The organism is Pseudomonas sp. MDT1-85 (assembly GCF_054898065.1).
On the sequence record NZ_CM142715.1, the window covers coordinates 5106674 to 5126478 of the forward strand.

Annotated in this window: 10 protein-coding genes and 1 pseudogene; 4 read left to right on the forward strand and 7 right to left on the reverse strand. The window is 58.2% G+C overall.

From position 1 onward, the window contains the following. Positions 1-432: 432 nt before the first annotated feature. Positions 433-1854 (reverse strand): amino acid permease, encoded by a 1422-nt coding sequence (locus ACYZT2_RS22930; RefSeq protein WP_461967593.1) that lies wholly within the window; start codon positions 1852-1854, stop codon positions 433-435. A gap of 668 nt (positions 1855-2522) precedes the next feature. On the opposite strand from ACYZT2_RS22930, the gene ACYZT2_RS22935 reads away from it, so the two are divergent. Continuing rightward, positions 2523-5630: a transglycosylase domain-containing protein gene (locus ACYZT2_RS22935; RefSeq protein ID WP_461967595.1), complete on the forward strand. Its 3108-nt coding sequence runs from the start codon at positions 2523-2525 to the stop codon at positions 5628-5630. Between the two features lie 154 nt (positions 5631-5784). Next, entirely contained in the window at positions 5785-10917 is a 5133-nt protein-coding gene (locus ACYZT2_RS22940) for a dermonecrotic toxin domain-containing protein (protein ID WP_461967597.1), read from the forward strand. Between the two features lie 92 nt (positions 10918-11009). Here the strand turns inward: ACYZT2_RS22940 and ACYZT2_RS22945 are convergent. From ACYZT2_RS22945 to ACYZT2_RS22970, 6 genes and pseudogenes are all read right to left on the reverse strand, one after another. Beyond that, positions 11010-12240: pseudogene (locus ACYZT2_RS22945) on the reverse strand (hypothetical protein). 35 nt (positions 12241-12275) lie between these two features. Further along, on the reverse strand, positions 12276-12779 hold the full coding sequence (locus tag ACYZT2_RS22950) for a fimbrial assembly protein (RefSeq protein WP_461967599.1): 504 nt from the start codon (positions 12777-12779) through the stop codon (positions 12276-12278). 32 nt (positions 12780-12811) lie between these two features. Further along, positions 12812-13555 carry a molecular chaperone gene (locus ACYZT2_RS22955; RefSeq protein WP_461973229.1) on the reverse strand — a complete coding sequence of 248 codons (744 nt, stop codon included), beginning with the start codon at positions 13553-13555 and terminating at the stop codon, positions 12812-12814. A gap of 44 nt (positions 13556-13599) precedes the next feature. Further along, a complete protein-coding gene (locus tag ACYZT2_RS22960; RefSeq protein ID WP_461967601.1) occupies positions 13600-14808 on the reverse strand; it encodes a hypothetical protein in 1209 nt (402 codons plus the stop codon). A gap of 4 nt (positions 14809-14812) precedes the next feature. Continuing rightward, positions 14813-17335 (reverse strand): CS1-pili formation C-terminal domain-containing protein, encoded by a 2523-nt coding sequence (locus tag ACYZT2_RS22965; protein ID WP_461967603.1) that lies wholly within the window; start codon positions 17333-17335, stop codon positions 14813-14815. A 104-nt stretch (positions 17336-17439) separates the two neighbouring features. Next, entirely contained in the window at positions 17440-17925 is a 486-nt protein-coding gene (locus tag ACYZT2_RS22970; RefSeq protein ID WP_461967605.1) for a CS1 type fimbrial major subunit, read from the reverse strand. Positions 17926-18424: 499 nt separating this feature from the next. Here ACYZT2_RS22970 and ACYZT2_RS22975 point away from each other — a divergent pair, with 499 nt between their 5' ends. Next, positions 18425-19000, forward strand: a complete 576-nt coding sequence (locus tag ACYZT2_RS22975) for a PadR family transcriptional regulator (protein WP_461967607.1) — start codon at positions 18425-18427, stop codon at positions 18998-19000. Next, positions 18997-19788 carry a siderophore-interacting protein gene (locus ACYZT2_RS22980; RefSeq protein ID WP_461967609.1) on the forward strand — a complete coding sequence of 264 codons (792 nt, stop codon included), beginning with the start codon at positions 18997-18999 and terminating at the stop codon, positions 19786-19788. Before ACYZT2_RS22975 ends, ACYZT2_RS22980 begins: the two co-directional genes overlap by 4 nt. Positions 19789-19805: the final 17 nt, after the last annotated feature.

Below are 19805 nucleotides of genomic sequence, written 5' to 3' on the forward strand. Positions count from 1 at the left end.
TGCAGATCAACGGGGGCCCTCATACATTTCGCTCGCCATGAATCCAATGGCAGCTGCTGGCCGTTCTCTGCCGGTGTCACTACCGCGTGTGCTGGTCAAGTCGAATGCAAATGGCTGGTCATCACGAATGCTTGACTGGTCAGTGACAATGCAAATGGATGGTCAAGTCTATGCAATTACGCACTGGGTGGCTGCCATTCAGTGAGAGTGAGGTTTGGGCTGAAGCCGGGTACGAATCGAGAATGAGAACAGCGCCGACGTTGCCGCCAGCGCTCGGGAGTTGCGATGCATTACGATGTATTTATACATCGTAATGCCTTGATGCTCAGAAGCTGTATTAACCAGGCCGTCTAACTGCTTGCTGAAGCATTATGTATTGTCAGGGTATAAGTCTTTTTAGACCGGGGCTTTTGCATTTCTGGCGTTACAGACTCAAGAAGCCGAACGCACCGCACCTTGCGACACATTGGTCGGTTGCAGCTTGAACACGTAGAACAACACCGTCAGCAGCACCAGGAAAGCAGGCCCGACATACAGCGCCACGCGAGTGTCCGGGAAGTACGCCATCAGGCCGACTACCAGCACCAAAAAGGCCAGTGCCAGGTAAGAACTGACCGGGTACAGCCACATGCGGTATTTCAGACCGGCCCGTTCGCTGGCGCTCAGGCCTTTGCGGAACTTGAGCTGGGCCAGCAAGATCATCGCCCAGGTCCAGATCGCCCCGAAGGTGGCAATCGCGGTGACCCAGACAAAGACCTTCTCAGGCACCAGATAGTTAAGCAACACGCCCAGCAGCAAGGCACCGATCGACAGCAGCAGCGCACGACGGGGCACGCCGTTGTTCGAGGTCGTGGCGAAACCGGCCGGGGCCTGGCCGTTCTGCGCCAGGCTGTAGAGCATGCGCCCGGTGCTGAAGATGCCGCCGTTGCAGGACGACAGCGCAGCGGTGATCACCACGAAGTTGATGATGCCGGCGGCGGTCTTGATGCCCAGACGCTCGAAGGTCATCACAAACGGGCTGCCCTGGGTGCCGATTTCGTTCCATGGGTAGATCGACAGAATCACGAACAAGGCGCCGACATAAAACAGCAGGATCCGCCAGAACACCGAGCCGATCGCATTGGGGATGGTCTTCTGCGGGTTCTTGGCTTCACCGGCAGTCAGGCCGATCATCTCGACGCCGAGGTAGGCGAACATCACCATTTGCAGAGACATCAACACGCCTTGCACGCCGTTGGGCATGAAGCCGCCGTGGGCCCAGAGATTGGAAATCCCCAACGCCACGCCGTCATTGCCGAAACCGAAAGCGATGATGCCAATGCCGCCGAGCACCATCGCAATGATGGTGACGATCTTGATCAGGGCGAACCAGAATTCGAACTCACCGAAGGCTTTCACCGCGATCAAGTTGATCGAGCCCATGCTGACCAACGCCGCCAGTGCCCAGATCCAGCGCGGCACGTCGGGGAACCAGACGCCCATGTACACCGCCACCGCGGTAATTTCCGCGACGCAGGTCACCAGCCACAGGAACCAGTAGTTCCAGCCGGTCAGAAAGCCTGCCAATGGGCCGAGGTAGTCTTGTGCATAACGGCTGAACGAGCCGGCGACCGGGTTGTGCACGGCCATCTCGCCGAGGGCGCGCATGATCACCAGGATCGCCAGACCGCCAATGATGTAGGAGAGCATGATGGCCGGGCCGGCCATTTCGATGGCCTTGGCCGAACCCAGGAACAGGCCGACGCCGATACAGGCACCGAGCGCCATCAAGCGAATATGCCGTTCGCCGAGTTCGCGTTTAAGCGGGCCGCCCTGAGCGGTCTCGCCGTGGGGCAGGTGATTGCCGACTGGCATAGGTACAACCTCGTCTTGTTATTGGATATGACCACCGAGTGTCAAAGCGCCGACCGATAAGCCAGCGCTTCTGCGAAACCGGGCCTGCTTCATGGGCAGACACGTCTTGAGGACAAAACCTGCAAGATCCAGTGGGGCGTGCAGTATAAAAAGCTTCCAGCAGGGTTTTTCACTCTATAAACCACAACATTCAGCCAACTCTCGGCGAAAGCGGGATTTACGTAGGGGTATTACCTGACTTATGTAGGATTATTCGCCCCTGAAACGGCGCCGAGTATTGCACAGCAATGGTGCGTCGTCATGGTCCTACTTAGGCAGAACTTACCTCTTTGATGCGTCTAGCTTGGCCATTACAGACAACATACCCCATGTGATGAGGGGCTATTGTGGCGAGGGAGCTTGCTCCCTCTCGGCTGCGCAGCAGCCGCAAACCCAACACACCGGTTTACCTGGCAGATCACGGTTGCAGGAATAGGGCCGCTTCGCAGCCCAGCGGGAGCAAGCTCCCTCGCCACAGATCACCGGTCACAGGTCACAGGTCAGAAGTCACAAGTCACAAGGAATAGTGCGTACTCGACATTTGGTTATTCACAATTTTTTCATCAACCCCAGCCACCGTCTAAGCTTCAAGCAAGTCCGATCAATCTGCGTGAATGGATCAATCGACTATGGGCGCTTTGTGGCAAACCGATTCGAGTAAAACTGTGGTTCCGACTGAACGAGTGGATGAAGCGCCTTTACCTGAGAAACCCCGTCGCTCCCGGCACGGCTGGGGGGCTTTCTGGTTGCTGCTGCTGATTATTGTGATTGTCCTGGGCCTTGCCGCAGCCAAGGAAATGCGCACCGCCAAGTTTCAGGCCCGGGAAATCAGTCGATATGCCGCCTCGCTGAAGTACGAGCTGCAGCCTGGCCCCAGCGACGCCATACGCTACCCCGGCGCAGGCCCGTTCGATCAGCGTTTGGGTTATAGCGCCATGGATGAGTTTCTGCCGCGCCTGCTCAAGCGCAATTACGTGGTAGCGGCACAAACCCGCTTTTCCCCGGCGCTGATGAAGTACAGCGACCACTTTTTCGTGCCCTATGCAGAGAAAATCCAGGCCGGGCTCTCGATCACCGATTGCCGCGCGGCCCCGCTGTACCAGTTCAAATATCCACAACAACTCTATTCAAGCTTTGCGGCGATCCCTGCGGTAGTGGTCAGCAGTTTGCTCTTCATCGAAAACCGCTTTTTGCTCGACCCCCGTCAGCCCCTCGCCAACCCCGCCGTGGACTGGCCACGGTTCGGCATGGCGGCGTGGTCCCAGGTGGCCAAGCTATTGCGCCTGCCCGGTCAGTCGGCGGGCGGCAGTACGCTGGCGACGCAACTTGAGAAATATCGACACTCGCCCGATGGCTTGACGGTGTCGGGCGCGGAAAAGATCCGGCAAATGATTTCCGCCAGCGTGCGGGCCTATCAGGCGGGCCCGGAGACCCTCCAGGCGCGGCAAAATGTGATTCGCGATTACCTCAACAGTGTTCCGCTGTCGGCGGTACCGGGCCACGGTGAAGTGCATGGCATGGCCGAAGGTTTGCGCGTCTGGTACGGCGCCGATTTCAACCAGGCCAACGAACGGCTGGCCAGCACCGACACGGATCCGAAAAGTCTGTCGGAAAAAGGCCTGGCCCTGCGTGAAATGCTGTCACTGATGATCGCTCAACGGCGCCCTTCCCATTACTTGACCAAGGGTCGTGATGAATTGGCCAGTCTCACCGACAGCCATATTCGCCTGTTGGCTCAGAACGGCGTGATCGATGCGCCACTCGCGGCAGCAGCATTGGCCAGTAAAGTGACTTACCGCGACTGGGCCACGCAGCCCACCATTCAGCCCATCGAAACCAACAAGGGCATCAGTGTGGCGCGCAGCCGTCTGGGCGGGTTGCTCAACCGTCCGCTGTATGACCTCGACCGCCTCGACCTGTCCGCCACCAGCACCTTGCAAGGGGAGCTGCAAACCCAGGCCACCGCCTACCTCAAGCACCTGGCCGACCCGGTCTATGCCGCGGAAATCGGCCTGATTGGCGAACGCCTGCTCACACCCACCAGCACCACGCAGGTGCGCTACAGCTTCACTCTGTTTGAACTCACGCCGGACGGCTCACGGGTGCGGGTGCAGACCGACAGCACCGACCAGCCGTTCGACATCAATGAAGGCAGCAAGCTGGAACTGGGCTCCACCGCAAAAATGCGCGTGCTCACCACTTACCTGCAAATCATCGCCGAGTTGCACGAAAAGTACGCAGAGATGAGCGTCCCTGAACTGAAAAAAGTCGAGGTCCCGGACCAGGACCGTCTGAGCCGCTGGGCCGTCGATTACCTGATGCAGAACAAAGACCGCAACCTGCCGAACATGCTGAATGCGGCGCTGGATCGAAAATACTCCGCCAGCCCTGGCGAGGCTTTTTTCACAGGGGGCGGGTTGCACACGTTCGTTAACTTTCGCAAGGAAGACAATGGCCGCCTGCCGACCCTGCGCGACGCCCTGCGTGAGTCGATCAACCTGCCGTTCATTCGCCTGATGCGCGACCTGGTGCGCTACAGCACCTATTCCGGCCCTAACAGCAGCGCCGAATTGCTCAAGGACGATCGCGACCCTCGGCGTCAGGAATACCTGGCCTCATTCGCCGACAGGGAAGGCACCTCGTTCCTGCTGAAGTTCTGGAAGAAGTATCGCAACAAGGATACCCAGGCGCGGCTCGAGACCTTTCTCGACGGCATGCGCCCGACGCCGATTCGCATGTCCGCCGTGCATCGTTATCTATTCCCCCAGGCCGACCAGGAAAGCTTCAACACCTTCGTACGCTCGCACCTCAAAGGCGCCAAGCTTAAAGAAAAACTGACCGATGAACGCCTCGAACGCCTTTACCTCAGCTACGGCCCGGGCAGCTACGATCTGCCGGACCAGGGCTTCATCGCCAAGGTTCACCCGCTCGATCTATGGCTGATCGGCTATCTATTGAACAACCCGGACGCCAAGTTCAGCCAGATCGTCAAGGCCAGCCAGTTCGAACGCCAGGAGGTCTACAGTTGGTTGTTCAAAAGCCGCCACAAGGGAGCCCGTGACAGCCGGATCCGCACCATGCTGGAGATCGAAGCGTTTCTGGACATTCACCAGCGCTGGCAGAAAGTCGGTTATCCGTTCGATCACCTGGTGCCGTCACTGGCCACCGCCATTGGCAGTTCCGGCGACCGTCCGGCAGCCTTGGCGGAACTGATCGGCACCATCCTCAACGACGGTGTGCGCCTGCCGACACTGCGTATCGACAGCCTGCACTTTGCGGCCAATACACCGTACGAAACCAAACTGATCAATGACCCGGACGTCGGCAAACGGGTGATGCCGTCCGAAGTCGCCACGGCCATGCGTGAAGCCTTGTCGCAAGTGGTGGATGCCGGCACGGCCAAACGTATCTCTGGCAGTTTCACCCTGCCGGATGGCAGACCGTTGGCCATGGGCGGTAAAACCGGCACCGGTGATAACCGCATTGAAGCCGTCGGTTCGGGTGGGCGGATTCTCAGCTCGAAATCGATCAACCGCACCGCGACCTTCGTGTTCTACATCGGCGATCGTCACTTCGGCACGATGACAGCATTCGTGCCCGGACGATCGGCCGAAACGTTCAAATTCACATCGGCATTGCCGGTGCAGGCGCTCAAGGGCATGGCACCGATTCTGACGCCGTACCTGCAACCGGGTAGCCATATCGCGTGTCAGCCAGTTCCGATATCGCGACTGTGATTTTTGCGCAGCAGGTGGTATTTAATTATTTTTCAGATTCGAATATTCAACGGTTTAGCGGCAAGAAGCGCTGTTTGAGTACAGATATTCAGACTTTTTTTTTGAGCCCCTACCGATAGGCTGATCATTCTTAAAACAATCAAGGATGATTGACATGCCTGACTCCCCCACATCGGCCCAAAACACCCATAAAGGCCGGCACTACGCGTTCATCAAGAACAACATCAACGACCCTTTCAAAACCGCCACCCTCAGCAGAGGCCGAGCGCTGACGGCGGCCGGCTTGAAGATAGAGCCGTGGTACGCCACGGCGCCCGCCACCCTTCACGACAAGCTCAAAGCCGCCAACCTCAAGGCATGGGGCACACAGAACAAGGTCGATCAACTGTTCGAAAAATTGCAGGACGTCCACTCGTTTGCCGCGCCCCTGCTCCAGGCGAAGCTCAAGGAACGATACGGAATCGAGAATGACGTCAAGACGACTTACCTGCGCCTGTACATGCCCAAGGACCAGCCCTGGTACGTGATTGACCTCTCTGGCGGCGTCACTGCCCGAACCGTCTCCCTGCTGGATGCCGCACTGCACAACTTCGCGAAGACCGAGACTGTCGATGCCGACTCGCAGTTCATCACTAAACCTGACAAACGCGGGCACTTTGATGTATTACCGATCAAACACAAAATGACTATCAGGCAGTTCCAGGCGCTTTGCCGGGAACTGGATATTGGCGCGCTTTACAAAAAACATCTTGAAAGCTATTTGCTTCCCGGCGAATCAGTAGCCGAAGCCGTCATGAAGTACAAAGTGACCGAAAGTCAGAAAGACGCACTCACCGTTGCCGCGCAACTGGCGTTGACGACCGGGGATATCCAGTACGATGCCTACAAGCTGATGCTGGATCTGGCACAGGACAAACCTCGACTGCTGCTCAATGGGAAACAGATGCTGTGCTGCGACCTGTCCATGATGGACACCCGTCTGACCGGCATTGTGCTGTTGATTCACGCCGTGCGCGATAGCCGTGGTATTCGACGGCTCATTGCATACGTCCCCCACGACCCTGATCACCCGCTCAAGGAGTACGAATCCACAGAGGCTTTCACCGATGAGCTGGTGCGCCAATTGCGCGAAGACAAAATCAGCACATCATCGCAGCAGAGTTATCGACAATTCTTCAGCCAGTTCGTCGATCAACAGCAGCGCGGGCACTTCTTCGCCGACCTGGAGCAACGGCTCTTTACTGTCATATGGCATGCGAATGAGGATCCGACAGACCAGCGTCCGGCGTGGCGCAAGGAACCCGTGCTTCGACCCCGACTGCAAATCGAGCATGTGCCGCTGCCTGGGGATTACTGGAGGCATGCCTACCAGCAAAAACTCAACAAGATCCTCAACGACGCCCGTGAAATCGCAGTTGCCACCGCCGACACGGACAGCAAAGCGCGCTGGGCCTGGTGGGACAACTTCAAGAAAATCGTCTCCGACATTTTCAATGTCGCCCTGTTGATCGTCACACCGTTCGTGCCCGGGCTGGGCGAGCTGATGATGGCTTACACCGCTTATCAATTGACCACCGAAGTCGTCGAAGGACTGGTCGATCTCGCCGAAGGTCAATGGCAAGCCGTGGCCGACCATGTGATCGGCGTGGTGACCAGCGTTATACAACTGGCGGCGTTCGGTGCCGGCGCTGAAATAGGCAGCGCCTTCAAGCTCAAACTGTCACCGCTGGTCGAGGGCATGAAACCGGTGAAATTGCCCGATGGCAAACCGGCGTTGTGGCACCCCGACGTTGCCCCTTATGAACAGAAAAACCTGCAACTGAATGCCGCGTCGCAACCTGACAGGCATGGCCTGCATCAACATGGCCACGAGAGCATCCTGCCGCTGGACGGCAAGCTCTATAGCGTCGAAAAAGCCTCGACCCACCCGCAAGTCAAAACCCACCGGATCAAACATCCCGAGCGGCAGAACGCTTACAAACCGATCCTCGAACACAACGAGCATGGCGCCTGGCTGCACGAGGCGGAAAATCCTGCGGACTGGGAGCATGAAACCCTGATGCAGCGCCTGGGCCACACTGCCGAGCGCTTCTCACCCACCGAGCTGGAGCATATTCGCACCAGCAGCGGCACCGAGCACGATGAACTGCGCCGCATGCATACCGATAACAGTCCGCCGCCACCGTTGTTGGCCGACACAATCAAACGCTTCGCCGCGTACGATGATGCGCACATCGCCAGTGCCAACATCCGCGCAGGCCTGCCCATTGATCCGCAGTCGGACTGGTTCGAACCGATCGCCACTGGCTTGCCAGGCTGGCCGCGCGAGCGGGCAATCAAGGTGACGTATGAACATTTCGATGGCTACTGGCGACAGTACGGCAACCCCGCCGCGACCGACGCCAACACCCTGACCATTTGCCAGGCAGACCTCAACGCCGGTCGGCTGCCTGAGAGGCTGGCAGGGTTTCTCGACGACGCCGATCTGCAAGTGCTGCTGGGACGAGAAGTACCCTCGGCGCAACGCCCACAAGCGTTGCGCAATCTGCTTGCCGATGCCGTGGACGCGCGGCAGGCAGAGGTATCGAAGCGCCTGTATCAAGCGGCCGAACGATCAGACAAGACTGACATCCGGGTGCTCCGCCAGACCTTCCCCGAGATGCCGCTGCCCCTGGCCGAAAAGCTTATAACCCAGGCCAGCCCCGACGAACTGCAACGAATCGTCGACGAAAACCGCCTACCGCTGCGCCTCAAGGTCCAGGCCCGGGAACTTGATTTCGAAGCGACTGCGGCCCGTGCCTACGACGGCTTTTATCACGACGATCTGATAACCGCCGCTACCGAACGGCTTGCACTCAACACGTTGAAACTCAACAGCGACGCCTTCGGCGATCTGCGTTTGGAGGTTCGCGACGGTACTTATGACGGACCGTTGCGCCACAGCGTAGGGCCGGATGACGCGTTGACGGTCCGTCGTCTGATCAGGGACGAACATGGCCGCTACGAGGTGCTCGATGCACACAACCGCCAACTGCACGCAACCGATGATTTCTACGAATCGATCCTGCACGCCTTGCCCGCCGAAAAGCTCTCGAACGTGGGTTACCAGCACGGTCAGGGCCGCCTGCTCAAGCTGTGGATCATGGAAAAGTCCGCGGCACCTGCCGAGCGCCGCACTGTCCTGGCAGAACCACCGATTCGCCCGGTAGCGACGATCGAAACCCAAACGCTGGTGCGCGGCTGGCCGTGGTTCAGCGGGGAAAAGACACCGGAGCAGAGGGTCAGGCAGTTGTACCCTCGAATGACTGAATGGCAGGCGAAAAGGCTCATTGAAAACTTGCGCAAGGACGGTGATCCCGTCGATGCCATCAAGCGGTTGGAAAGCGAACGCAGCCAATTGCACAACGAACTGCAAGCATGGCGAGACAGCTACCCGACTGAACTGGACGCTTCTGGAGAACTGCACCTCGTTGAGTCGACGGATTACCTGCTCAATGGCGGTAGGCATATAGAGGAGCGGTTGGTCGCCTGCTTCGAGCGTAAAAACGACAACTCCGCGCAACACGGCCTTTCTGCCGAACAAGGCTATGCGCTGGATCTTTCCACTGACCACTCAAACCTGAAACTTGATCGCTGGTGGAAGGATCTGAGCGAGCGACCCGGCATCAAAAAACACCTTGATCAGATCACCGCGCTGAAACTCGACAACTTGCAACTTTCGGCAGATGCCGACGGTGTGCTGGGCAGCTTTCCCCACCTGCGCCAACTGCATGCAGCTCGGTGCAATCTGACCGAGGTACCGTCCGCCATTGCGCAAATGCATCAGCTCCAGGATCTGGATCTGTCCAACAACAGCATTAGTATGACGGCCAGTACAACCGACAGGCTAAGCGGCGCGATTCTGCTGCGAACGCTGAATCTGAATAACAATCCGTTGGAGCGGCAACCCGATGTCGGGCGGATGTACCGGTTGAAGGAACTCAGCCTGGCCAATACCCGCATACGGGACTTTCCCGATGGGCTGTTCAAGGTCGCGAATGTGAACAAGCATCGTCCCCGGGGGTTTGTGCTGGATATGCAATCAAACCCCATCGATACCTTGCCCGAAGTCACGCCGGGATCCGATCAGGCGTTCATTCTCAGCCGTGCGCGTTTCGACACGACGAAGCTGCCCCTCACCGACAAGATCCGCTACGGCACCTATCGCCAATCCGCAGGGCTGGACTTCGAGCAGGCCTATTTCCGCGCGGTGAGTGACGAGATCAGGCACTGGCTATGGATTACCGACGAGCCTTTCAGCGTCAACCCCTCCGCAGCTTTCAAGAAGTACCGCGAAGAATCCTGGCTGGACGTGATGGCCGAACCCGGTTCCGACGGTTTGTTCGCGGTCATCCGCCGGCAGCGAGCAAGCGATGATTACCTGCACGCAGAATCACGCTCGCGACTGAGCAAGCGCGTCTGGGAATTGATCGATGCCGCCGCGCTGGACTCCAATCTGCGTGAGGAATTGTTCAAACAAGCGCGGGAACCGGAAAATTGCAGGGATGGCGGAGCTTATCTTTTCAACTCCATGGGTATGAAAGTGTTGGTCTCCAAGGCTTACGCCGAGCCGACCTCGGCCAAGACGCTGGACGACAATCTGGCAAGACTGGCCCGTAGCGCCGCTCGTCTGGATCTGGTCGGTGATATCGCTCGGGAAGAGATCAGTCGCCAAGAACAGAGGCACCGGATCAATCCACTGGAACATTCCGCGCCCGATGATCTGGAAGTTCATATGGCCTACCAGACCGGCCTGGCCGAAAGACTGGGTCTGCCCTGGCAGTCAGAAGGCATGCATTACCAGACGCGTTCAGGCGTGACCCAGACGATGATCGACGACGCCTACCAATCGATTCTCCTGCGCGAAAGCGGCGACGGTCTGGTCGACGGAATGATCGAACCTGTCGGCAATGATTTCTGGGACCGTCACTTGCGTAAAACCCACCCGACGCAATACGAAACCAATGATCGACTGTTCGAAGAAAAACCGAGCCTGCTCGATGAGTTGCGCGACGCGCAGGCAGACTGGGCCAACATCGCCGATCCGGCGCAGATGAACCCACTGGCGCGAAGGATTGAAAAACTGGCCGACCAATTGGGCTTTCCCCAAGCTGAGTTTTTCAGCGGCGAACCCATGAGTCTGGCGCGCTACGACCGGTTGCTGAATGCGATCGGTCATCAGCGCAACAACCTGTCCAGACGCTTGACCCGCGAAGCGTTGATCAACATCGGCCATTCATCGGCCTAGCCCATTTCTGAATCCCGGATCACCGTGACGTTGCCCGAAAAACGTCGGGCAACGCCGGGGACGAGCATGTCCTCTGCGCTCACCCCCGAAGGTCAGACTTCCGAATCCCAGATCACCGTAATATTGCCCACGTAGGGTCTTTCTCCAGCACGCTCTATCAACCAGGCGGTATCCGTCTCATCCGTTTCGAAATGCAGTGTTCCCTGCCTGCGATCAACATAAACGCCGGGCTGAAACAGCTTTGAATCATCACGATTCAATGGCATTCGCCGGACCGGTTGCCCTGCGCTGTCGGTCAACCCATCAGGCAGACTGACGCTGACATATACGGTCGCTCCAAAGCTCGGCGACGGGCTAACAATGGCGCAGGACGAATTCCAGCCCATGCTGTGTTCACATTCGAGTTTCATGGTGAATTTCGACGAGGCAGAAATATGGAATATCTGATCGCGATAAAGCCGCACAGGCTTGCGCCCACTGTCCAGCCAGCGCTGCCACCCGCCTTGGGGTTCCAGGACGATTTTGTTGCCCCCAGGCGGGATATCCACTTTCAGTGGTGTGTTGCACATCCAGGACGAAATCAAGAGCGAGGTTGCTGTCGTTCGGTTGCATCACTGAACCCATATCGATATCGGCGCCAGGTCCAAGCGTGTAAGCCATCGAACCGGTATAACGGCCAGAAGACATGGTCAATGGATTGGGGGTACGCAGCTCGTAGGCAAAATCGAGGGTATCGAAGTACATCGACGGAATAAAGGCAGGGAAAGCCACCCCCTTGCCACAGAATCCTTCTTTGACGGTTTTCCAGAAAAAACGGAAGTGCTCGGCACCGTATGCGCCGACGCCACTGTACTGACAAGGCACAGGAATCCCCTGCACCCAATTGCCAGTGTCCCAAAGCCTGTTATGGCCTTCGATGGCGGTGCTGCCTCCTGCCAGTTGAGTCGCCGGATGGCTCAGCACATACCGGGAGCCCATGCCGCTGATGCGCACTTCCACGGATTCCGTCTGTTGGGTGTCGGGGTTGGTTACAGTCAGCCGCCGCCAGTTGGCGGGCGCCTTTATCCCGACCGAATCAGAAGTCGATACGTAACGGCTGGAGGTAAAACGTATGGGCAACTGGATACTGAACATCCCACTTGCGGCACATTCGCCTGGATACAGTTGGCAATAACCACTGTTCGGCGTCTGGTTGACGAATGCATTCTTGTTTGGCTTGGAGGAGTCCGGCTGGAACAAGGCGCGGATTTCCTGATTGATCGCCTGTGCCTGAGGGATGCTCAACGCCACAAAAAAAACCAGCCATCGTAACGACGTTGCCATGCGTCGAGCGGCCCGATAGTACATATTCACAGCTCTCATCCTGCTGTCGGGGCCTGGGCGCTGAACATCAGCAGCACATTGCCGTTGTAATCCCCGGCACGAAAACCGCCGGGTGGTTTGATCGGCTCAATTTTCAACACCACGCGGCTGCCGTTGGCGGCCTCTTCCTTCGAAACCACTTGGCGCGGAGTGATGTGCGAGCTCAATTCCACATTGTTGAACGTGACTCGCAGTTCGATCACCTCGCCTGGCCGACCGTTCTCCAGGTAAGGCTCGAGCAGCAAGCGGGCCTCGATGGCGCTGCTGTCATGGCGTACATCGAAATTCTTTTGCAAGCTGCCCAAGGTTGCCGTGGGGTAGTCCCAGTTCAGCCGCTGGGGCCGGTGAATCCAGTCCGGCTCGGCGGGAATGACATAGAACGGGCGGCTGGGAATGGTCAGAGAAACCTCGAAGGTATGCTCTTCGCGGGCAGCCCACGCGTTGGCGCCGCTCATGCCCGCAGCAGCCATCAGTGCGACGGTGATGCATTGCTTGATCATGTTGGTTATCCGGTGCGTCAATGGAAAAGCGCCTAGCGGCTGGCGACTTTCATGGTTTTCTTGTCGGCTCCCTCGATCAGGAAAAAGCGGTATTCGCGGCCCGTTTCCTTGTCGAAAGCGAAGGTCTTGCCCGCCAGCACATGGTGCTTGGTGGTCGCGCCGCAGTCGGAATCCTTGGTCAGCGAACAGCTTTTGAATTCGTCGACAATGATCACCGTGTTGCCGTTGTTGATCAGTTCATAGCGGCTGGCAGTTTCATTGACTGCGGTGTCGAAACGCGCGTCCTTGGGCCGCACGAAAAAGATCGTGCCGAATCCGGTCATTACGTTGACCCCGGCGGTCAGCGATTTTTTGTATTCGTCGCGCTCTTCGCTGCTGACGACAAAATCGTCTTCCTGCTCCGGCACCACAGGCACGAAACGCACGCGGAAATAACGCTCGCGATCACGCGCGCCCATGTACAGCAAACGCGTACCCTGCATGCCCTGGGCCGGGACGATCAGCCGTGCCGGGCTGGCCATCAGGCCGTTGCGCGAAGCACCGTCGGCGGCGTTCTCGACCGGAATTTCTTTGGGCAAACCATCAGCGTCATAGACGATCTCCAGCACATTGACCTTGACGAACGCCGTTGCGTCGCCGCTGTTGAACACACGTTTGAGATAGGTGCTTTTATCGGCATCCAGATAGTCGTAAACGGTGCCGACATTGATCTGCGGCCCGGCCTGGGCCGTCAGGCAAAACACGCTGAGCACGCCCAGCAGAAAACCACGGTTCATCGTCTTCAACTCCATGAATATTGAAAAGGTGCTCATCGCAGCGGTCATGCTTCCGAGTCCCAGATAATCGTGACGTTGCCGCGCAACCGATCGGTCTTGCCGGGCCTGAGCAGAAAGTTGATGGCGAACGGGGTCATATCAAAATGCATTGCGCCGGCCTTGCGGTCGACATACAGGCCGGGCTGGAAAGGCCCGACCCAGGTATTGAAGCGCAATGGCAGCCGGCTGACGTTTGCGCCACCGCCATGGGTGATGCCTGCCGGCAAGCTCATGGAGACCTGTACTTCGGTGCTATCTCCCTTCGGGCTGCCCAATCTGCAAATGCTTCCGCCAGGGGAATTGCACAGCAGCATCACTTTGAAGCGCGACGAAGCCGAGATGAAGAAGGGTTGATCGCGGAAGATTTTCGTCGGCTTGCGACCGCTTTCGATCCACGGCGCCCACCCACCTTCGGGTTCCAGTGTGACGTTGTTGCCGCCCGGTGGCAGATCGACTTTCAAGGTGTGCTGCACGTCGAGGACGAAATCAAGCGAGAGGTGGGAGTCGTTCGGTTGAAAACTGGCGCCCAGATCGAAATCGCCGCCGGGGCCCATGGTGTACGAGAGCGACCCTGTATACAGACCGCTCGACATGTTCAACGGGTTGGGGGTTTTGAGCTCGTAGGCAAAGTCGACGGTCTCAAAATACATTGAGGGGATAGTGAACGCGGCGGTCTTGGTGCACGACGCTTGCACCGGCGTATGCCAGAAAAAACGATAGGTGGTCGGGCTGTACCCCGCCAGGCCGCTACCCTCGCAAGGCGCCGGGGCATAAAGCCAACCGGTGCCGGACGTCCAGAGAATGTCATGGCCTGTGGGGGCAGCTACGCCGGTCAGTTTTTCCACGGAATCGCTCAGGACAAATCTGGAGCCGATACCGGTAATACGCACCTCGACGACTTCTGATTCCTGAGTATCTTGATTGACGACTGTCAACGGTTTCCAATCGGCGGGAGCACGCACCGAGATATCGTCACCAGGCAGGAGCTCGCCACTTGAACTGTAACGGACGGGCAGTTCTATGCTGAACATATTGTTGCTGGCGCATTTCGCGGGAAAGTTCACGCAATAGCCGCTATTGGGTGTCTGGTTGACGAACAGGTTCTTGCCGGGTTGCGAAGGATCAGGTTGAAATAACGCTCGGATTTCCTGATTCGCGGCCTGCGCCACAGACATGCTCAGCGCCAATGCACAGCCAACTGTGATTATTTTCATCGGTTCAACCCGCCTTCTGTTCAGTGGATGAGACATCAGCCAAGGTGTCCGGCGTACAACGCAGATCACCGATCATCAGCACGTTGTTTTCACTGCGATGGTTGTCGGCGTTCAGGCGGAACTGACACAACAATTGACTGCCCTGACGCACTTCCAGCGTCGGCGAACCGGCATTCATTTCCATCGAGAAGAACCCATCGACTTCGGTCACCCCGCGACTGGCGTGGTTGATCACGTGATGGCCCTTAAGTGGCCGCCCTTGTTCATCCACCAGGCGGCCGAGCACGGTCAGGGTTTTCATCACGCGGACCTTGCGGTACTCCACACCGCCCTTGTTCAGGTGATAACGGGTACGTGCCGGCTCGATGGTGGCGGCCGGAACGTGGTTGCCCTCGAAGTCGAAACTCACCGAGCTGTTCTGATACGCGGTGATCGGGATGAAGTTGCGGCCGGGCTTCAATGCCGCACCGCCACCGCTGTAATCGTCGGCGCGCAAGGCGATGTCATCGATGTCCGATTCGACATCGACGATCAGCCCCGCGCCGCGCACTTCGCTCTGGCTGGTCATGAGCATCTTCTCGCCGCCGACCACCACCGTGCTGTCAATGTTCAGGCCGCCGGTGAAATTGCCGTTGTAGGACGAACGCTGAACAAAGCCGTCGCCATTCACCGCATCGGTGCGGAAATTCGCCAGGCTGGACATGCCCAGGCCATAGGTGTCGGTGAGCGCGGTCACCGATACGCTTTGCAGCGCATGGTCTTTCAGATCCTTGCGCCAGCCGAGCGATGCGTTGTTGTCACGCGCACCGTCCCGGGCCGTGCGCGAGCCGATGCTGCCGGTAATGTGCTGGCCGGGTGAACCGAGCGCGAGGTTGACGCTCAGGTCGACCCCGCGATTGCGCGCGTCGCCGCTGCTGTAACTGCCCGGCCGATCGAAGACCGACAAGCGCCAACTGGCATCGCTGCCCAGCAACACCGTGCGCTGAGTCCAGCCCATGTCGACGCCGAAACCTTCGACATTGCCTTCACTGTGCGACACCCGCGCATTGACCGAGCTTTTGCTGCTGACGCGATGATTGAGCGCCAGCGACGAGTTGCTGGTCTGGCCGATAAAGACATTGCGCGGGCGAACCCGCGTACCGTCCGGCAAGGTGTCGTAGGTGTTGGTGGTATCGAGCCAGCTGCGGTTGTGGCTGACCACCACACTGCCGGCCCCATAGTTATAGAGGCTTTGCAGGTCCAGACCGGTGCCGTAATCCTCGGTCTTGTAGACGTTGGCGTACATCGTGATGTGATTGGCCAGTGTCCAGTCGATGGACGTGCCGTATTGCAGTTTTTCGCGGATCTGGCGCGCCGACAGCCCGAGAATCACCCGCGGATGCATCAGGTAACTGACCGACGCGCCGGCCGTGGGACTGCCGCTGGACTGCGTGTCCCAGTTGCTCAGCAGCTTGCTTTCTTCCCCGGCGAACAGGTTGTAGCGCCAGCGTTCATCGAGGTTGCGCCAGTTGTTGGGTTTGTAGACCAGTTCCTGGGTGGTGGAAGTGATCTGGCCGTCTTCGATCAGGCGCACTTCCACTTCATAAATACCGCCGGGTAATGGACGGGTGTCGAGAGTCTGCAAACCGGCCGGCACCGATTGCGTATTGATCAGCAAACCGTCGCGCCAGATCTCCACCGAGCCTTGGCGATTGGCCGTGACATAAATCGGGTAGACGCTGGGCATCGGGCTATTGATCGCCAGACTGTCGGAGCTGCCATACATGACGCCGACGGCGGTGTCGGGGCTGGTGCCGAACGTGCGCGGCTGGCGCGTCAGCCCTTCGGAATTGGGGGTGAAATAACCCAGACGAAAAAAACTGCGTTGCAGTTCGCGCTGGGTGTGCAGTTCGTGAACCGCGTGATAGAGCTTGTCATCCGGACCGCCGAGCCGCGCCACTTGCAAGTTCAGCGTCTGGCTCCAGTTGCCCAGGCTTGAACTGGCTTCGAGCCCGAAGCGCCCGCCCAGATCCTGATCCTGACCGCCATTGAGATTGAGCTGATTGCGCACCATCAGGCCGCTGCTGCCGCCGTCGGGTTGTTCGTAATAACGTTTGGCCGCGACGTCACGCTCAGCGTTTTCGGTGAGGATCGAAACCAGCGAGTTTTCCAGGTTGTAATGCACCGCCAGCACCTGATCGGGACAGGAGCTGCTGCACGCCCCCAACGGCACGCCGGGCTTGAGATAACTTGCCCACTTTTCGCGCTCGGCAGGGCCGAAACGGTTTTCGCTGGTGTCGGTGAATTCGAGCAGGGTGATGCGATCATCGCGGGACAGCACCACCATGGCCTCGCCCAGCGGCTGCTGGTCGAGTTCAACCCTTACAGCCAGAGGGACATCAAAGAAATGCTCCTCGAAGTCCGCCGGCAAACCTTTGGCTTGCGCCAACAAACTGCGTGGCGTAGTGCCGGTGGAGTTGGAAGCCACGGCTGCGCTGGCACAAAACAACAGCGCAAGCGCAGCCGCGATGGGTGTCATCGGGAACATGAACTCGTACTCTGATTTACAAAAGATGGAAGTCCGACGGGACAAGCACTGCGGCGTGCCCCGTCGGTAAGCGCCCTCTGTGAAAGAGAGTGCCTGGTACCGGATCAGTTGACCGGTGGCACGGCGTCAAAGATCATCGCCACGGAACCGTTGTAATCACCCGGCTGGAAGTTGCTGCCCTTGGCGGTGATTTTCAGCGGCGCGCGGTAGTTGACGTCGGACTCGGCTTCACCGACGACCATTTGCGGGGTCAGGGTCAGTTCCTTGTTGTTAAGCATGACTTGCAGGTCGATCGAGGTACTACCGGCGATCAGTTTCGGCTGGCTTTCGAGGCTGGCGTGTACCGAGCCGTTGTTGTTGCGCACGTCGAAGAAACCATTGACTTCAGCCATCTTGCCAGTGGTTGGCTGATAGCTCATGTCCTGGTCCTTGTTGACCAGATCCGGATCGGTCGGCACGACATAGAAACCGTTGGTCGGCACGTGAGCGACGAGGCTGATCGAGTGCGACGCTTCACCGGCGGCGAATGCACCGGTGGAACCCATAGCCAGAAGAGCCAGTGGAGCAGCGATTGCGAGTTTCTTGAACATCGTTCTGTACCTGTTTTCTTGATAAGGGGATGAGCATTGAAAGTTCAAGGCAACCACGGCCTGAATTGAGCAAGGTCAACTTGAACGTCGAATGCCGGGGCATCATCGACTGTTAACTCTGGAAAGTAAGCAGGTAACTTCCGACAACCACGTAGTTAAACAACCTCATGACCCGCCAGAAAAAAGAACGAAAAACAGATAATAAAAACAGTGACTGTAAGCTATACCCTACACACAGTTTAAGTTGAAAAACCATGCAGCAACTTTACCCTGTATATACGGCAACTTGCGCACAATTAGAATAGATACTCTACAGCAATTAGAGCGAACACTTTAACCCCGAAGTTATTCCAACCGGCAACCCGGCGCCAAATTTGCTATTGCGTTCGCTTGACGCCTGCCGCTCGTCAGCTCAGCGCGAATTGGGCGGGAAAAAAGTCTTGCGCGACTCTAAAGATATATCTTAAGTTGTATCTAAACACGACGAGAGAAGACAGAAATGAGAGACCATCATTCCCCCCACCGCGAGCATGGCGATGGCCGCGACGGCTTCGACAAGCGCCCCGGTCGCGAACGCGGTGGCCGTGGCCCGCGGGTGTTCGCCCCCGGTGACCTGAAATTGCTGCTGCTGGCGCTGATCGCCGAGCAGCCGTGCCATGGCTATGACTTGATCCGCCAGATCGAAAGCATGTTCGACGGCGCCTACACCCCCAGCCCTGGCGTGATCTACCCGACCCTGACCTTCCTTGAAGAAAGCGAAATGATCCTGGGCGACGTCCAGGGCGGAAAAAAACGCTACAGCATCACCGACGCCGGACGTCTGTCTTTAAGTGAACAAGCGATTGCCCTGGACGGCGTGCGGATGCGCATCGACGTCAGCAAGCGCTCATTGCGCGGCCATGACCGCCCGGCCGAAATTCACGAAGCGGTGCACAACCTGCGCCATGCCTTGCAAATGCACCATGGTCGCTGGAGCCCGGAAGAAATCCTGCGTGTACGCGATCTGCTCAACAACACGGCCAAAGCCATCGTCGACGGCCCCGCCGTTCAACCTGTCTCGGAGAAAGCCGAATGACCGACGTTATCGTGCCATCCCAATCCATTCACCGTGTCAGCCACGAGATCAAGCGCCGTCGTCTGGAAGTACTGCGAGTGGTCGACGTGACCCCGCGTATGCGCAGGATTACCCTGGGTGGCCCAGAGCTGGCTGGCTTCGTCAGCCTCGGAACGGACGACCACGTCAAACTGCTGTTCCCCCAAAACGCTGCGGAACAAGCGGCGCTGGAAACCCTGGTACTCGGTGCCGGCAAGGACAACGGACCAATGCCCGCGATGCGCGACTACACACCTCGCCGTTACGACCTGGACACGCTGGAGCTGGACATCGACTTCGTGCTGCACGGCGATGGCCCTGCCTCGACTTGGGCCGAGCAGGCCAAACCCGGCCAGTTCCTCCACATCGGCGGACCTCGGGGCTCGATGATCGTGCCGGACATCTTCGACAGCTATTTGCTGATCGGTGACGAAACCGCCCTGCCCGCCATCGCCCGCCGCCTCGAAGGCCTGGCCGCCAATCGGCGTGCATTGGTGATCGTGGAAGTGGAAAACGGCGCCGAACAACAACGTTTGGAAAGCAGCGCGCAGGTCGATGTGATTTGGGTACTGCGTGAAGGTGGCAGGAATAACCTGCTGACCACCGTGCAACAGATCGAGGTGCCCGACGGCAATCTGTACGCGTGGGTGGCGACCGAGTCCAAAGTGTCGCGGCAGATCCGCCGGGTATTGCTCGATGAGCATGGCTTGAATGAGCAGTTCGTCAAAGCCGTTGGCTATTGGCGGCTGGATGACAGCAACGAGGAGTGACAGCCTTCAGGCCATCG

Coding starts and splice junctions, on each gene's coding strand:
- ACYZT2_RS22930 (WP_461967593.1), bottom strand. CDS start 1,854: ATGCCAGTCGGCAATCACCTGCCCCACGGCGAGACCGCTCAGGGCGGC.
- ACYZT2_RS22935 (WP_461967595.1), top strand. CDS start 2,523: ATGGGCGCTTTGTGGCAAACCGATTCGAGTAAAACTGTGGTTCCGACT.
- ACYZT2_RS22940 (WP_461967597.1), top strand. CDS start 5,785: ATGCCTGACTCCCCCACATCGGCCCAAAACACCCATAAAGGCCGGCAC.
- ACYZT2_RS22950 (WP_461967599.1), bottom strand. CDS start 12,779: ATGATCAAGCAATGCATCACCGTCGCACTGATGGCTGCTGCGGGCATG.
- ACYZT2_RS22955 (WP_461973229.1), bottom strand. CDS start 13,555: ATGAACCGTGGTTTTCTGCTGGGCGTGCTCAGCGTGTTTTGCCTGACG.
- ACYZT2_RS22960 (WP_461967601.1), bottom strand. CDS start 14,808: ATGAAAATAATCACAGTTGGCTGTGCATTGGCGCTGAGCATGTCTGTG.
- ACYZT2_RS22965 (WP_461967603.1), bottom strand. CDS start 17,335: ATGTTCCCGATGACACCCATCGCGGCTGCGCTTGCGCTGTTGTTTTGT.
- ACYZT2_RS22970 (WP_461967605.1), bottom strand. CDS start 17,925: ATGTTCAAGAAACTCGCAATCGCTGCTCCACTGGCTCTTCTGGCTATG.
- ACYZT2_RS22975 (WP_461967607.1), top strand. CDS start 18,425: ATGAGAGACCATCATTCCCCCCACCGCGAGCATGGCGATGGCCGCGAC.
- ACYZT2_RS22980 (WP_461967609.1), top strand. CDS start 18,997: ATGACCGACGTTATCGTGCCATCCCAATCCATTCACCGTGTCAGCCAC.